This window comes from Myxococcus sp. XM-1-1-1 (genome assembly GCF_020037095.1).
Classification (GTDB): Bacteria; Myxococcota; Myxococcia; order Myxococcales; family Myxococcaceae; genus Myxococcus; species Myxococcus fulvus.
Window position 1 is genome coordinate 139,821 of sequence record NZ_JAIQDH010000024.1, and the last position, 23,023, is coordinate 162,843.

Sequence of the window (23,023 nt, forward strand, 5' to 3'; positions counted from 1 at the left end):
GCAAGACATGTTGGCACGGAGGCATCGGCTTCGGGGCGTGGTGGGCGCGCTGGTGGTGTCGTTGTTGGGAGCGTGTGGTGACGCGGGGCCCGCGGGCGCGCCCGAGGACGTGGGGCAGGCGGGGCGCGCCATCGACGACGACATCCGCGCGCGGCTGGAGGCGCTGCCGGGGGTGACGATTCTGGGGGATGAGCGGTTCGAGGACTTCCGCTTCTTCACGCTCGACTTCGAGCAGCCGGCGGACCATCGCCGTCCGCGGGGGGAGAAGTTCCTGCAGCGCATGACGTTGTTCCACCGGTCGACGACGGCGCCGATGGTCATCGACACGGAGGGCGCGGAGCTCTTCACGGAGCCCATCGCCGCGGAGCCGGTGGACCTGCTCAAGGGCAACCAGGTGACGGTGGAGCACCGCTTCTACGGCACCTCGACGCCGGCCTCGCGGGACTGGCGCCTGTTGGACGTGTGGCAGTCCGCGGCGGACGCGCACCGGGTGGTGGAGGTGTTCAAGACGCTCTACACGGGGCGGTGGCTGTCCACGGGCGTGTTCCGCGGCGGCACGGCGGCGCTGCTGCACCGCTACTACTTCCCGAACGACGTGCAGGGGACGCTGGCGTACGCGGAGCGGCACAGCCTGGGCCTGCAGGACGCGCGGGCCGCGCACTTCCTGCGCAACGTGGGGGATGCGACGTGCCGCGCGAAGCTGACGGCGGTGCAGCGCGCGGCGCTGGCTCGGCGCGAGGAGCTGGCGCCGCTGCTGGCGGCGCAGGTGGAGTGGGGCTTCACCTTCGACACGCTGGGCGTGGACAAGTCGCTGGAGTTCAGCGTGGTGCGGCTGTCGTTCAACTTCTGGGAGTACCTGGGGCTGGCGCCGTACGACTGCGACAGCATCCCGGAGCCCACGGTGTCGGCGGAGGAGCTGTTCGGCTTCGTGGACCTGGTGGCGGGCCCGGCGTACATCTTCTCCGACCAGGCGCTGGCGACGTTCGGTGAGCCGGAGAGCTACCAGAGCGCCACGGAGCTGGGCGCGCCGCTGTATCCGGAGGCGGAGCTGCGCGACCTGCTGCGCTACCCGGGCGGACAGGTGCCCACGTTCCTGCCGCCCCTGGGCGTGACGAAGTTCTACAACCCGGTGCCGCTGTTGTCGCTGGAGGTGTGGGCGCGGCTGCACGCGAAGCAGGTGCTCATCCTGGATGGCGCGCTCAGCCCGTGGAGCGCCTCCGCGTTCCACGTGAGCCCGTGGAACGACGCGTACCGCATCGTGGACCCGGAGGGCATCGGCTTCTACGGGACGCTGACGGCGCTGCCCGAGCCGCAGCGCGCGTTCTTCTTCGAGCGGCTGTCCGACTGGGCCGGCGCGCCCGTGCAGGTGCCGGAGGTCTCCGAGCAGAAGCAGGGCGCGCGGTACCAGAAGCTGCTGCGTCACGTCCGCGGGCGCTGAGTCCGGAGGGGGCTCAGGGCTCGTCGAAGATGAGCAACCCGCGCGAGGAGTCGACCACGTAGACGTGCCCGTCCCCGGGCACGCGCACGCCGTAGGCGCCGGTGAAGGGGCTGTCGGTGCGCTCGGGGTCGGTCTCCCGATAGGTGTTGTGGTGCGCCACCTGTCGGGGGCTCGTGGGGTTGCTCACGTCGAACACGCGCAGGCCCTCCTGGTACCAGGCGACGTAGAGCGTCTGGCCGCGGAGGATGAGGTTGTGGATGGAGGTGATGTTGCGCTTGCGCACCTCGCCAATCTTCACGATGTGCGCCGGGTCGGTGACGTCGAGCACGCGCAGGTGGGCGCCGGGACCCTCACCGCCCTCGAAGGCGATGGTGCGGCCGGCGAAGGTGCCCACCGCGCTGTGGTGCGCGAAGGCCTTGTTGCCGTGGACGAACTGGCCCAGGTGCCGCACGTCCTCGAGGTCCGTGACGTCCATGATGGAGTAACCGCCGTTGGCGTTGCTGATGTACAGGCGCCCCTGGTGGGCGAAGGCGTCGTGGGGCCCGGCGAGGGAGAGCGGCTCGGGCAGGGAGATGAGGGTGAGCAGCACCGGGTCGAGCGGGTTCGTCACGTCGTAGACGAAGGTGCCGCTCTCCGGAGCCATCGCGTACAGCCGCTGGCCATCGACGAGCAGGGTGTGCACGCCGTAGGTGCCGGAGGGCAGGTTGCGCACGAAGCCGGGCGCGGCGGGGTTGGAGATGTCGTAGACGACGGTGCCCGAGTCGGCGCTGGCGATGTAGAGCGCGTCCCCGTGGGCCCAGGCGGCGTTCCACAGGTTGTCCTGCGGGAGGCTGATGGAGGTCTTGAAGATGGGGTGCCGAGGGTCGCTGACGTCGTAGACGGACAGACCGCCGTTGCGGCTGTGGCGTCGCATGGAGACGACGTAGGCGTGGGATTTGGCGACGTACACGTCCACGGGCTCACCGGTGGCGACGTGGGTTTCGGAGAGGAGCGTCAATCCGCCGGAGGACTCGGGTTCACCGGACCACTTCGCGACGCGGTGGGCGGTGAAGGTCCCTTTCTGGATGGCGCCGGCGCCGAAGCAGCGGGCGAAGCAGCCGGTGATGCGGTCCGGCGCGAGCGTGTCGCAGCCCCTCAGCGTGGTGGTGGTGTTCGTCACGGTGCGCGAGACGAGGGAGAACCCGCCATCCCGCGTGTCGCGGGTGAGGAGGGGCTGGCCCATCATCGTGTCCTGGGTGCCGTCCTCGCTGAGTCGGAACGAGGTGAAGGTGCCCGTGGCCAGGGTGCCGCCATCGGCGAGGGTGCGCTCGGTGCGCAGGTCGACCATGTAGATGCCGTGTTGCTCCAGGGCGGCGAGCGCGGTGGGGTCGCACGAGGACACGTCGAAGCGGGACGGCTCCTGGCACGGGGAGGTGGAGGCGTCGGCGGTGTCGAAGTCGCAGGCGGAGGAGCGGCCCGGGTCCACCCAGTTGCCGCGCTCCTCGAGTGGGGTGGCGGTGCCGTCCCAGGGCGTGCCCGCGTCGGGAGTCCCCGCGTCGTCCTGGGGCGACTCGCTCGCGTCGGGAGGAGCCGCGCGGCGGGGCTTGTCGTCGTCGTCGCAGCCGGAGCACAGGGCGAGGGTGAGGACACAGAGGGACGTCAGGAGTCGGTGTGAGCGGGGAGGGTGAGTCATCCGTGGACCTCGGCCGGGGAGAGGTCGCGCGAGGCGACCTTCCGCGGATACGTCGCGGTGCGAGGGGCATGGCGCATGGATGGGAAAGTGATTGCCGCGTGATGTGGACTCGGCGCCACGAGTGGCTCGTGGTGGTGGGTGGCGCGAGGATGTGCGCGGTGTGTCGCGACTTCGAAGTGCGAGCCGCCCCGGCGGAGTGTTCGGGTTGCGGCGTGAGGCGGGCGCGGTAGGGTGGGCGCTCGATGCCCATCACGCGTTTGCAGATATCGGGTTACCGCTCGGTGCGCCGGCTCTCGATGGAACTCGGGCCGATGAATGTCATTGTCGGCGCCAATGGGAGCGGCAAGACGAACCTGTACCGCGCGCTGTATCTGCTGTCGGTGGCCGCGGAGGGAAGGCTGGCGCGGACGCTCGCGGAGGAGGGTGGGACGCCGAGCGTGCTATGGGCCGGGCCGCGCATGGCGAAGAAGCCCGTGCGATTGTCGGTGCAGGTGGAACTGGGCGAGCTTGCGTACGAGCTGACCTGCGGAATCGTTCCTCCTGTCCCGAAGATGCCGGACCCCTTCCGCCTGGACCCTGAGGTGAAGACGGAGCACCTGTGGGCTCTCTCCGGAGGGCGCAAGGTGGTGCTGATGGAGCGCAAGGACCGCACGGCCTTCATGCGGGACGCCGATGGGAAGCGGGTGGTGTTTCCCACCCACCTCTGGAGCGCGGAGTCGGTGCTGGACCAACTGGGTGAGCCGCACCGCTTCCCTCGGTTGTCGGAGGTTCAGCGCACCTTCGCCTCGTGGCGCTTCTACCATCACTTCCGCACGGACCCGGACGCGCCCATGCGTCATCCTCGCGTGGGTGTGAGGACGCCGGTGCTGGCGCATGACGGCGCGGACCTGGCGGCGGCGCTGATGACCATCCTCGACATCGGGGACGACCGAGCCCTGGACCAAGGCATCGACGATGCGTTCCCGGGCGCCAGGCTCGATGTCCGCTCGGAGGAGGGCCGCTTCAGCCTGTTCCTGCACATGCCCGGACTGAGTCGCCCCATGGCGGCGGCCGAGCTGTCCGACGGCACGCTGCGCTACCTCTGCCTGCTGGCCGCACTGCTCAGCCCGCGTCCTCCCGCGTTCCTCGCGCTCAACGAGCCCGAGACGAGCCTGCACCCGGACCTGCTGGAGCCACTGGGCCGACTGCTCGCGAAGGCGTCGAAGACCTCCCAGGTCTGGGTGACGACGCACGCGGAACTGCTGGCGCGCACCGTGGCGAGCGCCACTCGCTGCGAGCCCGTGTACCTGGTGAAGAAGGACGGCGTCACGCAGGTGGAGGGACGCTCGGAGGATGATGAGGACGAGCCCGACGATGATGCGTGAGCCCATCCTCATTCCACCCGCCGCGCTCGTGGACACTCCATCAGTCCGTGCGTGCGCCCGAGGCCATGACCAGCCGCGAGTCCCGCGCGGACATCCCTCATCCGTGAGTGACACCGTCAATCAGCGCGCCTGATGTCCTGGCCAGCCACAAGTCCACGTGGGCGATAGAGTCGAGCCGCTTCGGAACCGTTCCTGAGAAGGAGGCATGTCGCTCGTGCCAGCGCGTGAAGTCATCATCGTGGGTGGCGGCGTGGGTGGGCTGTGCGCGGCCCTCGCGCTCCGTCGAGCAGGGCTCCGGGTGAAGGTGTACGAGCGCGCCGAGGACTACCAGGCGCTCGGTGCGGGGCTCTCCCTCTGGCCGAACGCGATGTGGGCCTTCTCTCTCTTGGGTCTGTCCGACGAGGTGGCTCGAATGGGAGCCCGGTGGCGACAGACGGTGATGCACCGGTGGGACGGCAAGGTGCTCTCGCGACTCGACGTGAACGCGCTCTGCGAGGAGTTGGGGCAGCCGACGGTGACGCTGCTCCGCGCGGACCTCCAGCAGGTGCTGTTGCGAGCGCTCGGACCGGAGAACGTCCGGATGGCGGCGGCATGCACGGGCTTCCACGTGGAGGGCGACGAGGTCCGCGTCGAGTTCGCGGACGGTCAGCAGGCGCGGGGCGACTGCCTCGTCGGAGCGGATGGCCTGCGCTCCGTCATCCGCCAACAACTGCGCCCGGAGTCGCGAGTCCGCTACAGCGGTCGGACCTCATGGCGCGGCATCGTGACTGTCCCGACGGAGATGATTCCCGCGGGCAGTCAGTTCGAGCTCTACGGCCAGGGGACCCGCTTCGGCATCTGTCATCTCGGCCGGGGTCCGGAGGGGACGTGGCGGATGTACTGGTTCCTCATGGCCCGAGCCCCCGAGGGTGGACGTGACGAGGAGGGCGGCCATCGCGAAGCGGTGCTGCGCCACGTGCGCGGCTGGATGGCGCCCGTCGAGTCCCTGGTCCAGGCCACGCGCGAGTCGGACATCCTCCGCACGGACATCCATGACCTGGAGACGCTGTCGCGCTGGGGAGAAGGGCCCGTCACGCTGCTGGGAGACTCCGCGCACGCGATGGTGACCGACCTGGCGCAGGGGGCCTGTCAGGCCATCGAGGATGCGCTGGTCCTGGCGAAGCACCTGCGCGAAGGCGGCGACTTGCGCGGAGCCCTGCGGGCCTATGAGGCCACGCGCCGGCCCCGCACGAAGCACGTCGCCGACATGAGCCGGCGAGCCGGGTCACTCCGTTACCTCCGCAACCCCGTGGCACGATGGTCGAGAGACGTGTTGATGCAGGCCCTCCCGCACGCGGTGGCGCTCCAGCACCTGCGCTCCGTGGTCGCCCACGACTTCCTTGCATAGCCCCAGTCCACGGCGGCGCCGTTCTCCGGTGACACACCCCACCGGCAGGCGCGATGCTGCCCACCTCCCCGGGTCTCCGAGCGTGTCAGCCCTCACTCCGCGCAAGCGCAATCCTCCGTGCAGGGTGGCTTCATGACGCCGGGCCTCTATCGCGTGCACAAGCCGGTGGGCCCCACGAGCTTCTCGGTGGTGCAGTCGTTCCTCGAGGAGACCCGGGCCGTCCCCGGCAAGCGCGTGCCGGTGTGTCACGGCGGCACGCTGGACCCGTTCGCGGAAGGGCTGCTGCTCATCCTCGTGGGACAGTCCACGCGCCTGTTCGAGCTGCTGCACGCCGTGCCCAAGACCTACGAAGCGGACGTCATCTGGGGCACGGAGATGGACACGGGGGACCTGCATGGCCGCCCCGTCTCCCAGGGGGACACATCATCCCTGACGCCCGAGAAGCTCGACGCCGCGCTCGCCCCGTTCCTCGGCTGGAGAGCGCAGGTCCCGCCCGCCACGAGCGCCAAGAAGGTCGGCGGCGAGCCCGCGTATCGCAAGGCACACCGGGGTGAAGTGGTCGAGCTGCCTCCATCGCGCGTGTACCTCCACTCCGCGAGCTGGCTCTCGCACGACCTGCCGCGCACCAGCCGCCTCACGCTGACCTGCCGGGGCGGCTACTACGTGCGCTCCCTCGCGAGAGACCTCGGTCGAGCACTCGGCTGTGGCGCGCACCTGTCCACGCTGCGCCGCACACGAATCGGCCCCTGGGCCGACCCCGAGCCCGGAACGCGGGTGCTGGCCACGGGCCGCGAGCTGCTCCCCTGGGCGCGAGTGCGTCCGCTCACGGACCACGAGGTCGGCGAGCTGCGTCGCGAGCGCTCCATTCCGCTCATCGGCACGAACCCACCGGACTGGCGTCTCCCCACGGGCTTCCCGGACCCGGAGGCGCCGGTGCGGGGCTTCCACCAGGGCCGGCTCGTGTTCCTGCTGCGTGAGCGGGACGGCGCGCTGTGGAGCGAGTCGGAGCTGCGCGGCGGACTGTGAGCAGGGCTCGCTGTCCGGCACATGAAACTGCTTTCGAGGGTCGTCCGTATGTCCTGTGCGTCCCGGGACACGGGGGCGGGTGCGGCTCTTTGACAGGCAGGGCGAGGATCCGGTGACTCCAGTCACCACCCAACGGGCCTCCAGCTGGTGACTGTTGTCACCGGTGGTGACAGGTGTCACCACCCCCCACCTCCACCGAGGTGCGCCGTAACTCCCTGAAAATAAAGAAGAAGTGAAGGTAGGCGTCTGTGGCACGGGACGCGCAATAGGGGTGCTCACCACGGCACACGACGGAGACCCCAAATGGCCATCGCTACCACGTTCAAGCCCGCGCTGCAGAAGCTCAACCGCACCGAGGCGAAGCTGGAGAAGCTCGAAGGCAAGCTCGAGCGCGTCCTCGAGCGCGAGCACAAGCTCCTCAAGGAGCTGCGCAACGCGATGAAGCAGCAGGGCCAGAACGGGCGCGCCGGGGGTGACAGCTTCGACGCGGGCTCCTCGCGCGGTGGGGTCGCCAACCGCCCGCTGCCGAACGAGTGGAGCCCGCTGGACACGGGGGCGCTGCGCGAGACGAACAAGCTGGACAAGACCAAGGGCCCCATCACCGCGGACCAGCTCACCGAGGCCATCCGTCGCGGCACGGGAGACCGTGACGGCAACGCGGCGCGAGGCGAGTACCGCGCGTTCTCGGAGTGGGCGGAGAAGAACCAGGCCCGCCTCACGCCCGAGGCGAAGCAGGTGATGGACCGCTTCTCCAAGTTCGCCGCCGAGCGCCAGGCCAACGGCCACAAGGACGGCGACTGGCGCGACATGATGAAGGACATGAAGGGCATCGGCGACAAGGGCGCCGAGAAGCAGCTGGCGAAGCTGGACTCGCTGCCCAAGCCCATCTCCGGTGAGCAGATGTCGAGCGCCATCGAGCGCGGCGTGAAGGACCGCGACAACAACACCGGCGACGAGCTCAAGGCCTTCCAGGACTGGGCGAAGAAGAACCAGGACAAGCTGTCGCCCGAGGCCAAGGAGGTGCTGGGCAAGTTCGAGAAGCACGCCAAGAAGGCGATGGCCTCCGGGGACAAGGACCTGTCGCGCGGCGAGCTGGACAAGATGCTCAAGGACTTCAAGAGCGTCGGTGACGTGAGCGCGAAGAAGGCGATGGGGGAGCTGGACAAGGAGAGCGGCCCCATCTCCGGCGAGGACATGCTGGGCGCCATCCAGAAGGGTGTGTCCGACGGTGGCCGCGCCACGCCCAAGGAGCTGGCCGAGGTCCAGAAGTGGGCGGAGAAGAACAAGGACCGCATGACGCCCGAGGCGCAGAAGGTGCTGGAGACGTTCCAGCAGCACGCCATGAAGTCGGGCACCGGTGGCCTCGACAAGGCCGAGCTGGACGCGGCGGTGAAGGAGGCGTCCCAGCACAAGACCTTCCGCGACGACACCATGCGCACCGCGCTCGAGGGCCTGGACGGCAAGAGCGGGAAGATCTCCGGCAAGGACCTGACCGACGCCATCAACCAGGGCGCGGGTGACTTCGACGGGCAGGGCGCGGGCGTGGAGCACGCGGACTTCCAGAAGTGGGCGATGCAGAACTACGACCGCCTCTCGCCCGAGGCGAAGAAGGTCGTGGACCTCTACGGGAAGTACGCCTCGGACGCGCTGGCCAAGGGCGAGACGGGCATCGCGAACACGGAGTTCCAGAAGATGCTCAAGGAGATGGAGCGCGCCAGCACGCCCGTCCTCCCGCCGCGCATCATCGCCGCCTGATTCACGAACACCACGCGGCCTGGCGATGACTTTGAAACGGGCGGCTCCGACATAGGGGGAGCCAGCCCTCGGGCTCCCCGAATCGTTGGGGGATGGTTCGGGAGCCTTTTCTTGTGGGAGCGCCCCTCTTTAAGGGGGGCAGCGGGAGCTCGGACTGTTGGGGGATGGCCCGAGCCCCATTCTTGATGCGGTACCGAGGGACAGAAGCAAGAAGGGCCCGGACCGTTGGGGGATGGTCCGGGCCCTTCGTTTCTTCAGGCGCGCGCGTGGGGCGCGCGGTGGCTCACGCCTTGTTCTTGGCGAGCGTGTCCTTGGCCACCTTCACCACGTTGTCCACGGTGAAGCCGAACTTCTGCTGGAGCGCCTTGATGGGCGCGGACGCGCCGAAGCTGCGCATGGCGACGATGCCGCCCTGGAAGCCCACCCAGCGCTCCCACCCGAAGGCGGCGCCCTTCTCCACGGCGACGCGGGCGCGCACGTTCGGCGGCAGCACGCTGTCGCGGTACTCCTGCGACTGCTGCTCGAACAGCTCCCACGAGGGCAGGCTCACCACGCGCGAGGCGATGCCCTCGGCGGTGAGCTTGTCGTGCGCGTCCAGGCACAGCTGCACCTCGCTGCCCGTGCCGATGAGCACCACCTCCGGCTTGCCGCCCGCCGCGTCCGCCAGCACGTAGCCGCCCTTGGCCACACCCGACGCCGCGCCGTACTTCGTGCGGTCCAGCGTGGGCACCGCCTGGCGCGTGAGCACCAGCACCACGGGGTGGCTCTTCTGCTGGCCGATGACCCGCCACGCCTCCACGACTTCGTTGGCGTCGCCGGGGCGCAGGACGATGAGGCCCGGAATCGCGCGCAGGCTGGCCAGCTGCTCCACGGGCTGGTGGGTGGGGCCGTCCTCGCCCAGGCCGATGGAGTCGTGGGTGAAGATGTGGAGCGCGGGCAGCTCCATCAGCGAGGACAGGCGGATGGCGGGGCGCTCGTACTCACTGAAGATGAGGAACGTGGCGCCGTAGCCGCGCACCTTGCTGAGGCACAGGCCGTTGACGATGGAGCCCATCGCGTGCTCGCGCACGCCGAAGTGGATGTTGCGGCCCTTGAACTCGCCGGGCTTCATGGACTCGGACGTGGTGATGTACGTCTTCGTGGACGGGTTCAGGTCGGCCGAGCCACCCACCAGCCACGGATGGTTCTTCGCCACGGCGTTGAGCACCTTGCCGCTGGACTCGCGGGTGGCCATGCCCTTGGCGTCGGCGGGGAAGGTGGGCAGCTCGGAGTCCCAGCCCTTGGGGGCCTCGCGGCCCTGCATGCGCACCAGCTCATCGGCGAGCTCGGGGAACTGCTTCTGGTACTCGACGAAGCGCGCGTCCCACGCCTCGCGCAGCTTCTTGCCGCGGGCGCCCACGCGCTCCTGGAAGCGCTCGCGCACGCCGTCGGGGACCAGGAACTTCGCGTCCTCGGGCCAGCCGTAGTTGCGCTTGGTACCCTTGATCTCCTCGTCGCCGAGCGGCTCGCCGTGGGCCTTGGAGGAGCCCTGGAGCTTGGGGGCGCCGAAGGCAATCTGGGTGGTGACGATGATGAGGGTGGGCTGGTTGTTGCGCAGCGTCTTGAAGGTGTGGAGCGCCTCGCCCAGGACCGTCAAATCGTTGGCGTCGGGGACGTGGAGGACGCGCCAGCCGTAGCCCTCGAAGCGCTTGCCGACGTCCTCGGTGAAGGCCAGGTCGGTGCTGCCGTCGATGGAGATGTGGTTGGAGTCGTAGAGCCAGCAGAGGTTGCCGAGCTTGAGGTGGCCGGCGATGGACGCGGCCTCGGAGGCGACACCTTCCATGAGGTCTCCGTCGCCGCAGATGGCGTAGACGTCATGGGTGAACAGGTCGAAGCCGGGCTTGTTGAAGTGCTCGCCCATCCAACGGCTGGCGATGGCCATGCCCACGCTGTTGGCGACGCCCTGGCCCAGGGGGCCCGTCGTCGTCTCCACGCCGCTGGTCCACCGGTACTCGGGGTGGCCGGGGGTGGACGAGTCGAGCTGGCGGAACTTCTGGATGTCCTCGAGCGAGACGCTGAGGGCGTCCTCGACCTTGTAGTCGCGGGTGACGCGCTTGACGCCTGCCAGGTGGAGCAGGGCGTACAGGAGCATGGATGCGTGGCCGTTGGAGAGGATGAAGCGGTCGCGGTCCGGCCAGATGGGGTGGGACGGGTCGTACCGGAGCTCCTGTTGCCAGAGCTGGTAGGCGACGGGGGCCAGGGACATGGGGGCCCCCGGGTGACCCGAGTGGGCTTGCTGGACCGCATCCATGGCGAGGGTGCGGATGGTGTTGATGCTCAGCAGGTCCTGCGTATCGGTGGTCATAAGGTCCTCGAGCTTCCGGCGAATCGTGGGGCGCACCATGCCGGAACTCGCGCCGGTGCGCCGCACGAAAGGACCAGGCCCGCCCGCTCGCCGTCCGGCAGTCCACGAGCCCCTGGATTTTCTGGCCCTTGCTGGGGGCTCCGAGGACTTCAGCGCCGCGCCATCGCGCCCTTCACCGTGCGTCCCCGTGTCAGGTGGGCCACGGCCTCACCCAGGCCCTCCACGGTGAGGGAGAACATGGGGAACACGCGGGCGATGGTGGCGATGGAGCCCGTGCGCCACGCGCCCATGGGCTCGGGGTTGAGCCAGACATTGCGCTCGAAGTGCTGGGCCAGCTGCATCAGCCACGTCAGCCCCTCCAGCCCGTCCGCCTTGTAGCGCCCCTCCGCGTCGGTGCGGATGCCCAGCTCGTACGGGGCCATGGAGGCATCACCCACCATGATGAGCTTGTGATGTCTTCCCACCTGCGCCACCAGCTCCGGCACCGTCATGCCGCCGGTGAGCTGCGGCGTGGCGTAGAGCTTTCCGTAGACGCAGTTGTGGAAGTAATACGTTCGCAGTTCCTTGAAGTGCGTCGCCTGGCTCGCCACGGAGAACAGCCGGCTCATGGTGGCCGCGTACGGGTCCATGGAGCCGCCCACGTCCATCGCCAGCACCACGCGCGTGTTGGGCCTGCGCGGAGGACGCGTCACCACCTCCAGCTCGCCCGCGTTGCGCGCGGTGGCGGAGATGCTCTCGTCCACGTCCAATTCCTCCGCCGCGCCTTCGCGAGCGAACGCGCGCAGCTTGCGCAGCGCCACGGCCAGCTGCCGCGTGTCGAGCACCAGGTCATCGCGGTAGCCCGCGTACTTGCGCGCCCCCGCCTGCATCAGCGCCATGCCCTGCTTGCCGCCGGCCTTGCCGCCCACGCGCATGCCGCCGCGCGAGAAGCCATTGTTCCCGAACGGTGAAGTCCCGCCGGTGCCGATCCACCGGTTGCCGCCGTCGTGGCGCTCCTTCTGTTCGCGCAAGCGCTCCTCGAACAGGCGGCGGATCTCCTCCGGGTCCAGCGCCTCCAGCAGCGCCTGCTCCTCGGGCGTGAGCTGGGGTCGCTCGCGCGCGTCCTCCAGCCACTGCATCAGCTCCTGCGTCAGCTCCAGGCCCGCGGTCTCCACGCCCTGGAAGTGCGCGAGGAACGCCTGGTCGAACGCATCCAGCTGCGTCTCCGAGTGGACGAGGAGCGCGCGGCCCACGTGGTAGAAGCCGTCGAGGCTGCTGTCGTGCAGCCCCGCCTTCAGCGCGCCGGCCAGGGCGAGCGCCTCCTGCGCGCCCACCTTCACGCCTCGTCGCCGCAGCTCGTAGAAGAATGGCAGGAACATGCCGTCTCCTGGCTCAGGCGCGCGTGCGCCGGCCGCGCCCGAAGGCCTCCGCCACGGAGACCAGGTCCTGCTCCTTCTTCAGGAGCGCCCCGAGGAATGGAAGCTGCTCGTCCAGCTTCAGGTCCGTCACGCCCTGCGCCTTGAGCACGGTAATCCAGTCGATGAGCTCGCTGGTGGAGGGCCGCTTGCGCAGGCGGGAGAGGGCGCGCAGCTCGTAGAACACCTTGAGGGCCTGCTCCGCGAGCGCGGCGTCGAGCCCCGGGTGGTGCACGTCGACGATGCGGCGCATGAGGTCCGCGTCCGGGAAGTCGATGAAGTGGAACACGCACCGGCGCAGGAACGCGTCGGGCAGCTCCTTCTCGTTGTTGGACGTAATCACCACGATGGGGCGGTGCTTCGCGGCCACCTCGTCGTTGGTTTCAGTGACGCGGAAGCGCATCCGGTCCAGCTCGTGGAGCAGGTCATTGGGGAACTCCAGGTCCGCCTTGTCCACCTCGTCGATGAGCAGCACCACGCGCTCGGGGGACGCGAAGGCCTCGCCCAGGGGGCCCATGCGGATGTATCGCCGGATGTCCTTCACGTCCCCGTCGCCGAAGCGCGAGTCATACAGGCGCTGCACGGTGTCGTAGATGTACAGGCCGTCCTGGGCGCGCGTGGTGCTCTTGACGTGCCAGGTGAGCAGCTTCAGGCCCAGGGCCTCGGCGATGGCCTCCGCCAGGAGCGTCTTGCCGGTGCCCGGCTCGCCCTTCACCAACAGGGGGCGCTGGAGCGTGAGGGCACAATTGACGGCGGCCTGGAGGCCCTCGTGGGTGAGGTAGGAGTCAGTGCCTCGGAAGCGGACGGGAGGAGGGGCCAAGGTCATGTTGGGCCTCCTTTAACATCCGGAGTGGCCGCGCGGGGGACCCGGGCCGCTCGCTCCCCCTCCCTCCAGGGCGGGTCAGACCCTTGGGCTAGGCTCGTTCGTATCCCCAGGAGGCCAAGGAATACGGTCCGCCGCGTTCTGGGTGGGTATCCGAGCCTGAGGAGGCACGTGTCGTGGGTCACCCGGTGGTGCTGACGGTGTTGTTGGTGTGGGCGCTCGCGTCGTTGGCGGGGGGCTGCCCCAGGGCGGGGGCCTCGCTGTTCGAGCTCCCGACGTCGGTGCGCAAGGTGGACCCGGTGACGCCGCGGCCCGAGCCGTTGACCTGCGCCCAGGGTTGAAACTGTTTCAGGGAGACGTTTCACCAGGCCCTGGAGTCGGAGGGTTTCGCTCGGAGCAGGACCTCCTGGAGGGTCCGGAGGCGGAAATCCGCTCGGAGGCGACGCTTGGCGCGTGCCGTGCAGCGGATTTCCCGCCGGGAACCCAGGACGGCGTATATCCTCCCGTCACATGTCCATTGCGAATGAGCTTGGAGAGATGTTCCGGCGCGAGTTGCAGACGCAGCTCGTGCCCTTGCGGCAGGCGGTGAGCCGGTTGGAAGAGGGCCTCGAGGCCCTGGACATGCTGCGCTCGGTGACCTTCCGGTTGGCGCCGCTGACGAGCCGTCTGGGTGCGGTCGCCGGTGTGCGGCCGGTGGCGGCGCGGCAGTCGTCGGTGTTGCCGGCGCCCGCGGCGAAGCGGGGCCGCAAGCCGGGTCGCAAGCCGGCGGCGCAGGTGGAGCTGCCGCTGGTGGCGACGAAGGGCGCGGCGACGCGGGCCCGGGTGGCGGAGGGTTCCCGCTCGTGCGCCATCATCGGGTGCAAGCGCCCCAGCCGTTCCAAGGGCTACTGCTCGGCGCACTACCAGAAGCTGCGGCTCCTGATGCGCACGGACCGTCGGCCCACCGCGTGGGTGGATGACGCGAAGCCGCAGTCGGTGCAGGACGTGAAGCTGCCGCGCGGCCGTGCGGCGAGCAAGGCGCTGCGTGAGGCCCAGCCGGCGAAGGGCAAGCGCGGTCGCAAGAAGGGCGGCAGGGGCGCGCAGGCGTCGCTGGTCTGAAGTCCCGCCGCGGATGTCTCGCGGCTCCCACACAAGCTCCCGGTGACCGGGCTCCTCGAGAGGGGAGCCTTGTTTCACGGCATCGAGCGGCTCTTCGGATGAGCCGCCATGCGAGCCGTGTGTCCCGAGCGTGCCAGCGGCAGCGAGGGCGATGAGCCCGAGCCGGGCGCCCCATATCCCGAGCGCGGAATGCGCACACGCGCCGCGGCGGGACGAGCGTGGACCGCCCGACCTCGTCACGGCCAAGGAGGCCAGGGCAGAAGGCCGAGCCCGGGTGCCCTGAATCCCGTGCGCGGAATGCTCGCACGCGCCGCGGCGGGACGAGCGTGGCGCGCCCCGACCTCGTCACGGCCCGGGATGCCAGGGCGAGAAGCCCGAGTCTTGAGAGCAGGGTGAAAGGCGCGCGTCGCCCTCGCCCCAGTGGCCCCAGGTCGGCGCGAGCACGGCTGCTTCCGGGCCCACGATGTGTCGAGGTTCTCGAAGCCCGTGGAGGCGCTGACTCCGGGGGACTCCCCTCCACGTGGGCACCGCCCCTAGCCTGTCTCCACGAAACCTGAGCAGGGGCGCGCTCGCGACGGCCGCGGGGACGGTGGCGACGTGAGACCGAGGTCCTCCGGAACGGCTGCGGTCCCAGGTCCGAGCATGGAGTCCGAGGTGCGCGCGGAGGGGTGTTCAGCCGGCGAGCAGGTGCCTGGGACGCGGAGGTGGGAGGGCGTTCACCAGGCGGGCATGTGGCTGGCGGACAGGGCGATTTCGCCGCCGTTGACAGGTTGGGGGGAGGGATGGGATTCGGGCGCCATGAGTGAGCAAGGCTATCCAGTCACGGTGGCGGTGCGGCGCCCCGATGGTCGCGTGGAGCAGGTGCGCGTGGGCACGGCGTTCAGGAGCGAGGAAGGCTTCACGCTGCGGATGGGAGAGTTGTCCATCGGCTCGACGCCGGACGCGGCCTCCGCGGCGCCCCGTCGGTCTGCGCCGAGCGCGGGTGGTGGCGGCGGTGGCGGGGACGGAATGGTGTTCCCGAACTACGGCCGCAGCAAGGGCGCGCCCGTCGCGGGCGCGAGCATGCAGGACCTGGAGTTCTACGCGAATGGCGCGCGTCGTTCGCTGAACGACCCAAGCAAGTCGCGCTGGCACGACAAGGAGCGCCAGCTGCTCTCCGCCATCGAGGCGGAGATGGCGCGTCAGCAGGGCGGCGGCGGTGGCAACGAGGGCGGCGGCTATGGTGGCGGTCGCGGTGGTGGCGACAGCTACGGTGGCCGCGGTGGTGGTGGCTACCAGGACGACGTCCCGCCGCCCAACGACGACGACAACATCCCGTTCTGAGCGTCGAGCGGTCCTCGCGGGCACCGTCGAGCGCGGTGCCCGTGTGAAGCAACCCAGGAGGCGTGAGGTCGACCGCCCCGAGCGCCGCACCCTCAAGCCACGGCGCGAGTCTCCCCGGCATAGGGCAACCACACGGTGAAGGTGGTGCCCTGTCCGACGGTGCTGTGGACGATGACCTCGCCGTGGTGTCCGTCGACGATGCGTCGGACGATGGCGAGCCCCAGCCCGGTGCCGCTGGCGCGCGTGGTGAAGAACGGCTCGAAGATGCGCTGTTGCAGCTCGTCCGTCATCCCATGACCGGTGTCGGAGATGGTGAGCCGGGCGTGCGGCGTGCCCGAGCGCACATCCGTCTCGATGCGGGTGACCAGGCTGCCACCAGCGGGCATGGCCTGCACGGCGTTGGTGAACAGGTTGGTGAGCGCCACGTGGAGCAGGTGCGCGTCGAGCGCGATGGGCGGCAGGGACTCGTCCAGATCTCGCGACACGTTGATGCCCGAGGCCCCCGAGCGCAGCGACGCCACGAGCGCGCCCTCCACCACGGGGCCGAGTGACTGGCTGCGCAGCCGGGGCTCGACGGGGCGGGTGAAGTCGAGCAGGTCATTGACGAGCAGGGCCAGCCGTTCGACCTCCTCGTCCATGATGTCCATCAGGGAGCCGGTGGGGCCGGTGGCCATCTGGGGCGTCAGGCGTCGGATGGCGGCGAGCGCGTTGGAGATGGCGCCCAGCGGATTGCGGACCTCGTGGGCCACGGTGGCGCTCAGCTCGCCGAGCGCGGCCATGCGCTCGCGTTGCACCAGGGTGGCCTGGGTGGCGGCGAGCGTCTGCAGCGACTGTCGCAGCTCCTGGTTGAGGTGGCTGACCTCCTCCTGGGCGCGGCGCCGCTCGCTGAGGGCGCTGGCGAGCAGCAGTCCGGACACGCTGGCCACGGCGAGGAAGGACTGGAGGAAGGTGAGGCTGTCGTTGTGCCACGCGAACTGGGCGAACGGGCCGTTGCCCAGGGCGGTGTGCAGCAGGGACACCGAGGACATCACCGCGGCGGCCATGGTGATGCCCCGGGCCTCGAAGCGCAGCGCGGCCCACAGCAGGAAGGGGAACGTCAGGTACGTCACTGGATGGAAGGTGGCCGGAGGCGCGGCTGACGGCGGCATGCGGAACACCCAGTGGGTGGCCACGCCGAGCAGCAGCAGGAGCGCCACCAGCTCCAGTCGTCGCTGCCGGTTCCAGCCGCTGGTCCCTCGCGCGGTCCAGGTGAGCAGCAGGGGCGCGACGAGCAGCACGCCCATGGCGTTGCCCACCCAGAACACGCGCCACGCGGGCCAGAAGTCCGCGGGGGCCAGGCGCTGCGCGGACAGCAGCATGCTCATGCCCAGGCTCGCGCTGAGCAGGGTGGCGCCCAGGGCGCCCAGCCCCACCAGCCCCAGCACGTCGCGCACGCGGTCCATCGACGGGTGGAAGCGGACCACCCGGCGCAGCAGCAGCGCCCCCACCATGGCCTCCAGCAGGTTGCCCGCGGCGATGACGAACCCGGTGGACGTGACGGGCCCGTGTGAGGCGCCCACGGCGAAGGGCTCGACCAGGATGGCGGCCAGCACGAGCGCGGGCCACTCGCGGTGCCGGGTGAGCAGCAGCCCCGCGAGCGCCACGCCGCTGGGGGGCCACATGGCGGAGACGTGCTCGGGAGGAAACGCCAGCACCGCGCCCAGCCGTGCCCCCAGTGCATACGCGGCCGTGAAGAGCACCAGCCGGAGGACGGGCTGCCAGCGGCGGGGGAGGGACTCGAGCGAGGGCACGACCCATTCGTCGACCGGGCCTCCGCTCTGGGAGTGCGCGGTCCCGCGACGCCTTTCGGAGGCGCACACTGGCATGCTCCCACGCGCCCCGGGAAGTATCCGGGAAATCCCCGGGCCTCCGCCGGGAACCCCAGGAGGCCCTGGCGTGTCCAGTGCCATGGGTCCAAGATGTCTCGGCACTCGGAGTGCGCAATCACTCGCAACCCTGGCGTTGCTGGTCTCCGGGATGCCGCGTCGAGTGGAGTGGCGCCGCACCTGAAGTCAATGTATCGCCGGCGCTGCTTCAATTCCGCAGCAAGACGCTTCATTTCTGAAGCATCACGGTCCTCCTTGTAAATCCGGTGGGTTGAGCGCGCGTGGCTCCATGAAGCTCTTCAAGAGTGAAGCGGCTTCCGGGTTGAGAGGCCGTCATTTCAAGGGCTTCGTATCTGGCGTGAATCCTGCTCGATGCAGTGGGCCAGGGAATCCCTCCCATCCGGCGTGGCTGTGAAAAAACGAGGCCATGGAATGACACCCAATGTCTGTGTCGTCGGTGCCGGAGCATTTGTTCCTTCGCGGCGGGTGAGTAACGCGCGCATCGCGAAGGCCATCCCCGGGTGGCCGGCGGAGCGCATCGAGGAGAAGCTGGGCATCCGTGAGCGGCGGTTCTTGTGGGACTTCGACGAGGCGACGGGGCGCGCGGTGCCTCCGCCGGAGGACGACGGCCACTTCTACCCCGCGACGAACACGGACATGTGCGAGGTGGCGCTGCGCAAGGCGCTCGAGAGCTCGGGCGTGGACGCGAAGCAGCTCGACGCGTTGTTCGTGGTGACGTGCACGCCGGACGCGCCGCACTTCAACCACGACGCCATGGCGGTGCACCAGCGGCTGGGGCTGCGCGAGGACGCGTTCGCGCTGCTGGTGGACGATGGCTGCGGCGGCACGACGTACGTGTTGGACCTGGTGAAGAAGATGATGGACGGGGGCCGCTTCCGCACGGTGGCGGTGGTGGCGTCGGCCTTCACCTCGCCGCTGGTGAACCGGGAAGTGTACCAGGACGAGCTGCCACCGGGCCCCGGGCGGGCGAAGACGCTGCAGGGCTATCTGTCCATGTACGTGTTCGGAGACGGGGCGGGCGCGGTGGTGCTCCAGACGAAGGAGGACGCGCCGGGAGGTGCGGGCATCCTCGCCTCGTTCTCCGGCAACGCGCATGGGGACCTGGTCATCCGCAAGGGCGGCGGGACGCTGAAGCTGCCCTACCAGCCGGGGCGCTCGCGTCCGGCGGACATGGCCTTCGTGGTGGATGGCTTCCGCGTGGCGCGCAGCTATCCGGAGTACATGCAGAAGTGCCTGGACGCGGTGTTGAGTCCCCGACCCGACCTGAAGGGTGAGGTGAAGCGGTACTACTTTCATCAACCGAACAAGCGGGTGATGGACGCGTTCGTGGCGCGCGCGGGGCTACCCGCGGAGGCGGTGGCCTGCAATGTCGACTTGTATGGCAATACGTCGGCCGCGGGGATGCTCATCCTGTTGGCCGAGGACCTGGCGTGCGGGCGGGTTCGCCTCGGAGGAGGGGACATCGTTTTGGTGGCGGCCGTTGGCGCGAACATCCACTACGGCGCGCAGCTCATTCGGCTGTAGACTTCGGGTGCCTCCTTCCCCCCCATGGAGACACCGTTTGATGGCAGACATGGCTTTGAAGTTGGACGTGCTCGAACCCCAACTCGCACGAGAGCTGGAGGAGCGCGTCTCGTTGGCGACGCGCGACGACACCGCGCGAGGACTGTTTTTCAATGGCGTACTTGGCGCGGTCAGGGTGCTCGATGGCGAGGCCGCGGTGCAGCGTTGCCTCGCCGCTGCGGGAGAAAAGAAGTACGTCGATTTCTTCAACTACCCGGTGGAGGCGTACCTGAGGCTGGCCTTCACGGCGGCGCAGGTGATGGGGCCCAAGCTGGGTGGCTTCGACGCGGCGCTGCGGCGGATGGGCGTGCAGGCGACGACGGACTTCCTGTCCTCCGCGGCGGGCAAGACGTTGCTCCTGCTGGCGTCGAACAGCCCGAAGCGCATGTTGGGCAACCTGCACTCGGGCTACAAGGCGGCGGTGAGCTACGGTGAGCGTGGCGTGACGTGGACGGGAGACACCAGTGGTGTCTTCTCCATGAAGCGCGACTTCATGACGCCGGCCTATCACGAGGGCGTGCTCCAGGCGGTCATCGAGGCCGTCGGTGGCAAGCAGGTGCGGGTGAGCGGCAAGAAGACGGGGCCGCTCGACGCTGAGTACACGCTGTCCTGGCAGTAGCCGTCCTGGCGCGCCCGGACGGGAGGGCCGGGCGCCGTTAGGAGGGTGGACTCTCGACGGAGGTGCCGATGGCGCGGTGGCACGACGCAGTGGTGGCGTTGATGTTCGCGGGTGCGTTCGAGGCGCGGGCGGAGTCGGAGGTCTTCCAGTTCCGCACGCAGGAGGACGCGACGAAGCCCGCGGATGCGGCGGCCTGCGCGGCGGCGCCGTTCGAGGCGACGGTGAAGCTGGGGGCGGGCATCTACGTGCCGCGCGCTCGCGAGCAGGATGGCAAGTGGGTGGACCTGGGGCAGAAGAGCGTGGGCATGGCCACGGCCTGTCTGCGAATCACGCCGGGCACGCCGCTGGCGCCGGGCAACCAGGTGCCGGCCCACATGCGCTTCGTCCTCCCGGAGGGGACCTTCGCGGCCACGGGCACCTGCAACGTGGTGTCGAACGACGTCCCCGTCGCGGGCCTGGTGCTCGCCGGGTGTGCGCTGAAGCTGGTGGAGATGCCCGCGGGCTACGTGGGCGGCACGGTGTCGAGCACCAGCTCGTTCAACCCGAAGAAGCTGCCGGGGTATGCGACGGGCTCGTACTACACGCTCCTCGCCTACCGGGGCTCACCGCCCAAGGCGGCGGGAGCCAAGGCCCCCACGCCCTGAGTCCTGGAGCACGGAGGAGCCTCCCGCGGTGATGGCTCCCCGCGCCCGGGAGCGCCGTCCCGGCTCGAGTGCCCCGTGTACCCTCTGCGGGCCCCGGCATGGACCGGGAGGCACATTCGTTCCGATTTCGGAAATTCCGAAAACGGAATGATTGTTGCGCGAGTATCATGAAGCGGCTCAGATTCGTTCTCGAGGTGCACCGGGCCACGCATCGCATCGGCCTGTTCCTGGAGGGGGCGGCGCCGCCGCTGGGGCTCTCGCAGGGGGAGGCCCACCTGCTGGCGTACCTGTTGGAGGCGGGGGACACGTCGTTGAGCGAGCTGCACGCGGCCTTCGGCCACAAGCGCTCCACGCTGACCAGCTACATGGACCGGTTGGAGGCGAAGCGGCTGGTGAAGCGGGAGGCGCGGCCGGAGGACCGGCGCTCGTTCCAGGTCTCCCTGACGGGGCCGGGGCGGACATTGGCGACGCGGGTGCACCGGCGCCTGGAGGCCCTGGAGGCGGTGGTGCTGGGGCAGCTGGGAGAAGAGGACGTGGAGAGCTTGCGAGCGGGGCTCGAGGCCATCGCCGAGGTCGACCGGGAGGAGCACCCGTCCGAGAGCCCGAGGCGAATGCGGACGAGGACCCGGTCGACATGAGCGAGGATTGGAATCAGCTGGAGGACGCGGCCTTCGTGGCGGCGGTGGCCTCGGCCACGTATCCGGGCGAGCGGTTCGGGCACCGCGAGCACCTGAGGTTGGCCTGGAGCTGCCTGCGCGAGGAGCAGGGGTTCGACCGTGGACTCCAACGGGTGCGAGCGCTCATCCAGCGCTATGCGGCCGCGCTTGGAGCCACGGGCAAGTACCATGAGACGCTCACCCGGGCGTGGATGGAGCTGGTCCAGGTGGCGATGGAGCTCACCCCCGAGGCCCGGTCGCTCGAGCAGCTGCTGGAGGCGAATCCGCACCTGCTGGACGCGAAGCTCCTGGCGAGGCACTACCGGAAGCAGACGCTCGACTCCGCCGAGGCGAGGACGGCGTGGGTGGCGCCCGACGTCACGCCCCTGAGGCCACCGGCGGTGTGAGGCGCGCCCTGGGTCGAGCGGCGCGCCGGAGCGGGGCCGGTGAGGTGGGCTGCTCAGGGAGCGGCGGTGCCCCGCTCGCGCATGTACTTGTCGAGCGTCTTCCGGGCCTGGGCGCGGACCTGGTTTCGCAGGAGGGGCGTCCATCCGAGCACCAGTCCCGCGGGGCCGAGCGCCTGTCGTGACCAGGCCCAGAAGTCGAAGCGGTCACGGTGGCGGACAATCTTGCCGTCGCGGAACTCGAACTCCGCGTCGATGCGGTTGAGGACCTTCCGGCCGGTGGTGGAGAAGGTGTAGTTCGCATCCCAGTGGGCGCGGCCGGAGCGGTCATCGGCCTGGATGTCGCGGAAGGTGAGCTCCAGGTCCTTGCCCCGCTCGCAGAGCATGCTCCACATGGAGGTGGTGCCCGCGTGGCGCAGTCCGACGAAGACCTCATCGGTGAACTCCACATCCGGGTGGTAGCAGGCGTTCATGGCCTGGGCGTCGCGGCGCTGGAACGCCGAGTAGAAGTCGTTGAGGAGCTGAGCGTGCGGGTGCATGGCGCCGAGGTCTAGCAGACCTGGGGACCTCCGCGCTGGGAGGCGGGCCTCCGACGGGGCGGGGGCCCCGACGGATGGGGCGCTGGGGCCTGGCCAGGGTCCATCATTCCAGGGACATGCGGAATGGCGCGGCGAAGGTGGGGCGCACATGGCAGATTGCGCCCATGGCTCGCGAAATCGTTATCTGGCCCAACAAGGTCCTGACCACTCCCACGAAGCCCGTGACGGACTTCGGCCCCGCCCTCCAGACGCTCCTGGAGCAGATGGCCGAGTCCATGAAGGAAGCCGAGGGCATCGGCATCGCCGCCAACCAGGTGGGCGAGCCTCTTCGGGTGGCGCTGGTGGGGCGGGAGGACGGGACGTCCTTCGAAATCGTCAATCCCCAGGTGCTGGAGAAGAAGGAGCCCGTGAAGCTGGAGGAGGGGTGCCTTTCGGTTCCCCGGGAGTGGGAGAAGTGCCCGCGCTTCCACAAGGTCAAGGTCCGCTACCAGGACCGGACGGGGGAGTGGCACGAGCTGGAGGCGGAGGGCCGCATCGCCCACATCCTCCAGCACGAAATCGACCACCTGGATGGCCACGTCTTCGTGGACCACCTGTCCTCGCTCAAGCGCACCCTCATCCTGGACAAGATGAAGAAGCTCCAGAAGTCGAAGGCCCGTCAGAAGGAGAGCTGACCCGTCGAGGGGCAGCCGGAGCGACGAGCCGGACGATTCGGGGATGGGGCGCAAGGGCCTCCCGGGTTCCCCCAATGGACCGGGCCGGAAAATCCGCCGGGTGGATCATCCGGTATTTGACGGACGGGATGTGACGAGGTAGTAACTGGACCCCTGCTCGTCGCCCTGGCGCTCCGGCCCTGGGGAAACGAACAACGGGGGAAGAAAAAGGTCGACGAAGGTTGTTGACCTGGAACGCGGTGGTGATAGAAGCCGCGCCCCTCGACGAACCGGTGAACGCAGCAGCCCACCGGGACGGACGAAAAGAATCAAACGGATCTGACCAAATAGGTTGATCCGGGATGCGGCGAAGAGGTAGAAGCCGCGCCCCTCCGGAAGAAAGCAGCGGAAGCCACTGGGCGGCGCTGAGGACTT

Annotated in this window: 20 protein-coding genes; 14 read left to right on the forward strand and 6 right to left on the reverse strand. The window is 69.4% G+C overall.

Going from position 1 to position 23,023, the window contains the following annotated elements; translation table 11 throughout:
- Window positions 1-7: 7 nt before the first annotated feature.
- Window positions 8-1,438 carry a S28 family serine protease gene (locus K8640_RS34795; RefSeq protein WP_223751010.1) on the forward strand — a complete coding sequence of 477 codons (1,431 nt, stop codon included), beginning with the start codon at window positions 8-10 and terminating at the stop codon, window positions 1,436-1,438.
- Window positions 1,439-1,451: 13 nt separating this feature from the next.
- On the opposite strand, the gene K8640_RS34800 is transcribed toward K8640_RS34795, so the two are convergent.
- Window positions 1,452-3,110: an LVIVD repeat-containing protein gene (locus tag K8640_RS34800; protein ID WP_223751011.1), complete on the reverse strand. Its 1,659-nt coding sequence runs from the start codon at window positions 3,108-3,110 to the stop codon at window positions 1,452-1,454.
- Between the two features lie 242 nt (window positions 3,111-3,352).
- Between K8640_RS34800 and K8640_RS34805 the strand changes: the two genes are divergently transcribed.
- The 4 genes from K8640_RS34805 (at window position 3,353) to K8640_RS34820 (ending at window position 8,642) form a co-directional block, all read left to right on the forward strand.
- Window positions 3,353-4,474, forward strand: a complete 1,122-nt coding sequence (locus K8640_RS34805; RefSeq protein ID WP_223751012.1) for an AAA family ATPase — start codon at window positions 3,353-3,355, stop codon at window positions 4,472-4,474.
- 205 nt (window positions 4,475-4,679) lie between these two features.
- On the forward strand, window positions 4,680-5,861 hold the full coding sequence (locus tag K8640_RS34810; protein WP_223751013.1) for an FAD-dependent monooxygenase: 1,182 nt from the start codon (window positions 4,680-4,682) through the stop codon (window positions 5,859-5,861).
- A gap of 132 nt (window positions 5,862-5,993) precedes the next feature.
- Entirely contained in the window at window positions 5,994-6,887 is an 894-nt protein-coding gene (gene truB / locus K8640_RS34815; RefSeq protein WP_223751014.1) for a tRNA pseudouridine(55) synthase TruB, read from the forward strand.
- A 303-nt stretch (window positions 6,888-7,190) separates the two neighbouring features.
- Entirely contained in the window at window positions 7,191-8,642 is a 1,452-nt protein-coding gene (locus K8640_RS34820) for a hypothetical protein (RefSeq protein ID WP_223751015.1), read from the forward strand.
- A gap of 283 nt (window positions 8,643-8,925) precedes the next feature.
- On the opposite strand, the gene tkt is transcribed toward K8640_RS34820, so the two are convergent.
- From tkt to K8640_RS34835, 3 genes are all read right to left on the reverse strand, one after another.
- The gene (gene tkt / locus K8640_RS34825; protein WP_223751016.1) at window positions 8,926-10,986 is read right to left on the reverse strand and encodes a transketolase; all 2,061 of its coding nucleotides are present in this window, start codon (window positions 10,984-10,986) and stop codon (window positions 8,926-8,928) included.
- Window positions 10,987-11,135: 149 nt separating this feature from the next.
- On the reverse strand, window positions 11,136-12,344 hold the full coding sequence (locus K8640_RS34830) for a VWA domain-containing protein (protein ID WP_223751017.1): 1,209 nt from the start codon (window positions 12,342-12,344) through the stop codon (window positions 11,136-11,138).
- 13 nt (window positions 12,345-12,357) lie between these two features.
- Entirely contained in the window at window positions 12,358-13,206 is an 849-nt protein-coding gene (locus tag K8640_RS34835; protein ID WP_141331140.1) for a MoxR family ATPase, read from the reverse strand.
- A 173-nt stretch (window positions 13,207-13,379) separates the two neighbouring features.
- On the opposite strand from K8640_RS34835, the gene K8640_RS42700 reads away from it, so the two are divergent.
- From K8640_RS42700 to K8640_RS34850, 3 genes are all read left to right on the forward strand, one after another.
- Window positions 13,380-13,544, forward strand: a complete 165-nt coding sequence (locus tag K8640_RS42700; RefSeq protein WP_254042161.1) for a hypothetical protein — start codon at window positions 13,380-13,382, stop codon at window positions 13,542-13,544.
- Between the two features lie 169 nt (window positions 13,545-13,713).
- A complete protein-coding gene (locus K8640_RS34845; RefSeq protein WP_223751018.1) occupies window positions 13,714-14,301 on the forward strand; it encodes a vegetative protein in 588 nt (195 codons plus the stop codon).
- A 798-nt stretch (window positions 14,302-15,099) separates the two neighbouring features.
- Window positions 15,100-15,624: a hypothetical protein gene (locus tag K8640_RS34850; protein ID WP_223751019.1), complete on the forward strand. Its 525-nt coding sequence runs from the start codon at window positions 15,100-15,102 to the stop codon at window positions 15,622-15,624.
- A 92-nt stretch (window positions 15,625-15,716) separates the two neighbouring features.
- Here the strand turns inward: K8640_RS34850 and K8640_RS34855 are convergent, their stop codons facing one another.
- Complete coding sequence (locus K8640_RS34855; protein WP_223751020.1) at window positions 15,717-17,414, reverse strand: MASE1 domain-containing protein; 1,698 nt, start codon at window positions 17,412-17,414, stop codon at window positions 15,717-15,719.
- A 507-nt stretch (window positions 17,415-17,921) separates the two neighbouring features.
- Between K8640_RS34855 and K8640_RS34860 the strand changes: the two genes are divergently transcribed.
- The 5 genes from K8640_RS34860 to K8640_RS34880 all read left to right on the forward strand — a co-directional run bounded on the left by K8640_RS34860 (window position 17,922) and on the right by K8640_RS34880 (window position 21,399).
- The gene (locus K8640_RS34860; protein WP_223751021.1) at window positions 17,922-19,034 is read left to right on the forward strand and encodes a 3-oxoacyl-ACP synthase III family protein; all 1,113 of its coding nucleotides are present in this window, start codon (window positions 17,922-17,924) and stop codon (window positions 19,032-19,034) included.
- 40 nt (window positions 19,035-19,074) lie between these two features.
- On the forward strand, window positions 19,075-19,692 hold the full coding sequence (locus tag K8640_RS34865) for a DUF2378 family protein (RefSeq protein ID WP_370640428.1): 618 nt from the start codon (window positions 19,075-19,077) through the stop codon (window positions 19,690-19,692).
- 68 nt (window positions 19,693-19,760) lie between these two features.
- Window positions 19,761-20,336: a hypothetical protein gene (locus K8640_RS34870; RefSeq protein ID WP_223751022.1), complete on the forward strand. Its 576-nt coding sequence runs from the start codon at window positions 19,761-19,763 to the stop codon at window positions 20,334-20,336.
- A gap of 167 nt (window positions 20,337-20,503) precedes the next feature.
- Window positions 20,504-20,974: a MarR family winged helix-turn-helix transcriptional regulator gene (locus tag K8640_RS34875; protein ID WP_223751023.1), complete on the forward strand. Its 471-nt coding sequence runs from the start codon at window positions 20,504-20,506 to the stop codon at window positions 20,972-20,974.
- Window positions 20,971-21,399, forward strand: coding sequence for a hypothetical protein (locus K8640_RS34880; protein WP_223751024.1), 429 nt, complete (start codon window positions 20,971-20,973; stop codon window positions 21,397-21,399). Before K8640_RS34875 ends, K8640_RS34880 begins: the two co-directional genes overlap by 4 nt.
- Before the next feature lie 53 nt (window positions 21,400-21,452).
- Here the strand turns inward: K8640_RS34880 and K8640_RS34885 are convergent, their stop codons facing one another.
- Window positions 21,453-21,935: a nuclear transport factor 2 family protein gene (locus tag K8640_RS34885; protein ID WP_141331158.1), complete on the reverse strand. Its 483-nt coding sequence runs from the start codon at window positions 21,933-21,935 to the stop codon at window positions 21,453-21,455.
- 164 nt (window positions 21,936-22,099) lie between these two features.
- On the opposite strand from K8640_RS34885, the gene def reads away from it, so the two are divergent.
- Window positions 22,100-22,609 carry a peptide deformylase gene (gene def / locus K8640_RS34890; protein WP_223751025.1) on the forward strand — a complete coding sequence of 170 codons (510 nt, stop codon included), beginning with the start codon at window positions 22,100-22,102 and terminating at the stop codon, window positions 22,607-22,609.
- Window positions 22,610-23,023: the final 414 nt, after the last annotated feature.

Excerpts from the sequence above, each read along its gene's own strand:
- K8640_RS34850 (WP_223751019.1), top strand. The coding sequence starts at position 15,100 with ATGAGTGAGCAAGGCTATCCAGTCACGGTGGCGGTGCGGCGCCCCGAT.
- K8640_RS34810 (WP_223751013.1), top strand. The coding sequence starts at position 4,680 with ATGTCGCTCGTGCCAGCGCGTGAAGTCATCATCGTGGGTGGCGGCGTG.
- K8640_RS34845 (WP_223751018.1), top strand. The coding sequence starts at position 13,714 with ATGTCCATTGCGAATGAGCTTGGAGAGATGTTCCGGCGCGAGTTGCAG.
- truB (WP_223751014.1), top strand. The coding sequence starts at position 5,994 with ATGACGCCGGGCCTCTATCGCGTGCACAAGCCGGTGGGCCCCACGAGC.
- K8640_RS34880 (WP_223751024.1), top strand. The coding sequence starts at position 20,971 with ATGAGCGAGGATTGGAATCAGCTGGAGGACGCGGCCTTCGTGGCGGCG.
- K8640_RS34830 (WP_223751017.1), bottom strand. The coding sequence starts at position 12,344 with ATGTTCCTGCCATTCTTCTACGAGCTGCGGCGACGAGGCGTGAAGGTG.
- K8640_RS34835 (WP_141331140.1), bottom strand. The coding sequence starts at position 13,206 with ATGACCTTGGCCCCTCCTCCCGTCCGCTTCCGAGGCACTGACTCCTAC.
- K8640_RS34860 (WP_223751021.1), top strand. The coding sequence starts at position 17,922 with ATGACACCCAATGTCTGTGTCGTCGGTGCCGGAGCATTTGTTCCTTCG.
- K8640_RS34820 (WP_223751015.1), top strand. The coding sequence starts at position 7,191 with ATGGCCATCGCTACCACGTTCAAGCCCGCGCTGCAGAAGCTCAACCGC.
- K8640_RS34875 (WP_223751023.1), top strand. The coding sequence starts at position 20,504 with ATGAAGCGGCTCAGATTCGTTCTCGAGGTGCACCGGGCCACGCATCGC.
- K8640_RS34795 (WP_223751010.1), top strand. The coding sequence starts at position 8 with ATGTTGGCACGGAGGCATCGGCTTCGGGGCGTGGTGGGCGCGCTGGTG.
- def (WP_223751025.1), top strand. The coding sequence starts at position 22,100 with ATGGCTCGCGAAATCGTTATCTGGCCCAACAAGGTCCTGACCACTCCC.
- K8640_RS34865 (WP_370640428.1), top strand. The coding sequence starts at position 19,075 with ATGGCAGACATGGCTTTGAAGTTGGACGTGCTCGAACCCCAACTCGCA.
- K8640_RS34805 (WP_223751012.1), top strand. The coding sequence starts at position 3,353 with ATGCCCATCACGCGTTTGCAGATATCGGGTTACCGCTCGGTGCGCCGG.
- K8640_RS34885 (WP_141331158.1), bottom strand. The coding sequence starts at position 21,935 with ATGCACCCGCACGCTCAGCTCCTCAACGACTTCTACTCGGCGTTCCAG.
- K8640_RS34870 (WP_223751022.1), top strand. The coding sequence starts at position 19,761 with ATGGCGCGGTGGCACGACGCAGTGGTGGCGTTGATGTTCGCGGGTGCG.
- K8640_RS34800 (WP_223751011.1), bottom strand. The coding sequence starts at position 3,110 with ATGACTCACCCTCCCCGCTCACACCGACTCCTGACGTCCCTCTGTGTC.
- tkt (WP_223751016.1), bottom strand. The coding sequence starts at position 10,986 with ATGACCACCGATACGCAGGACCTGCTGAGCATCAACACCATCCGCACC.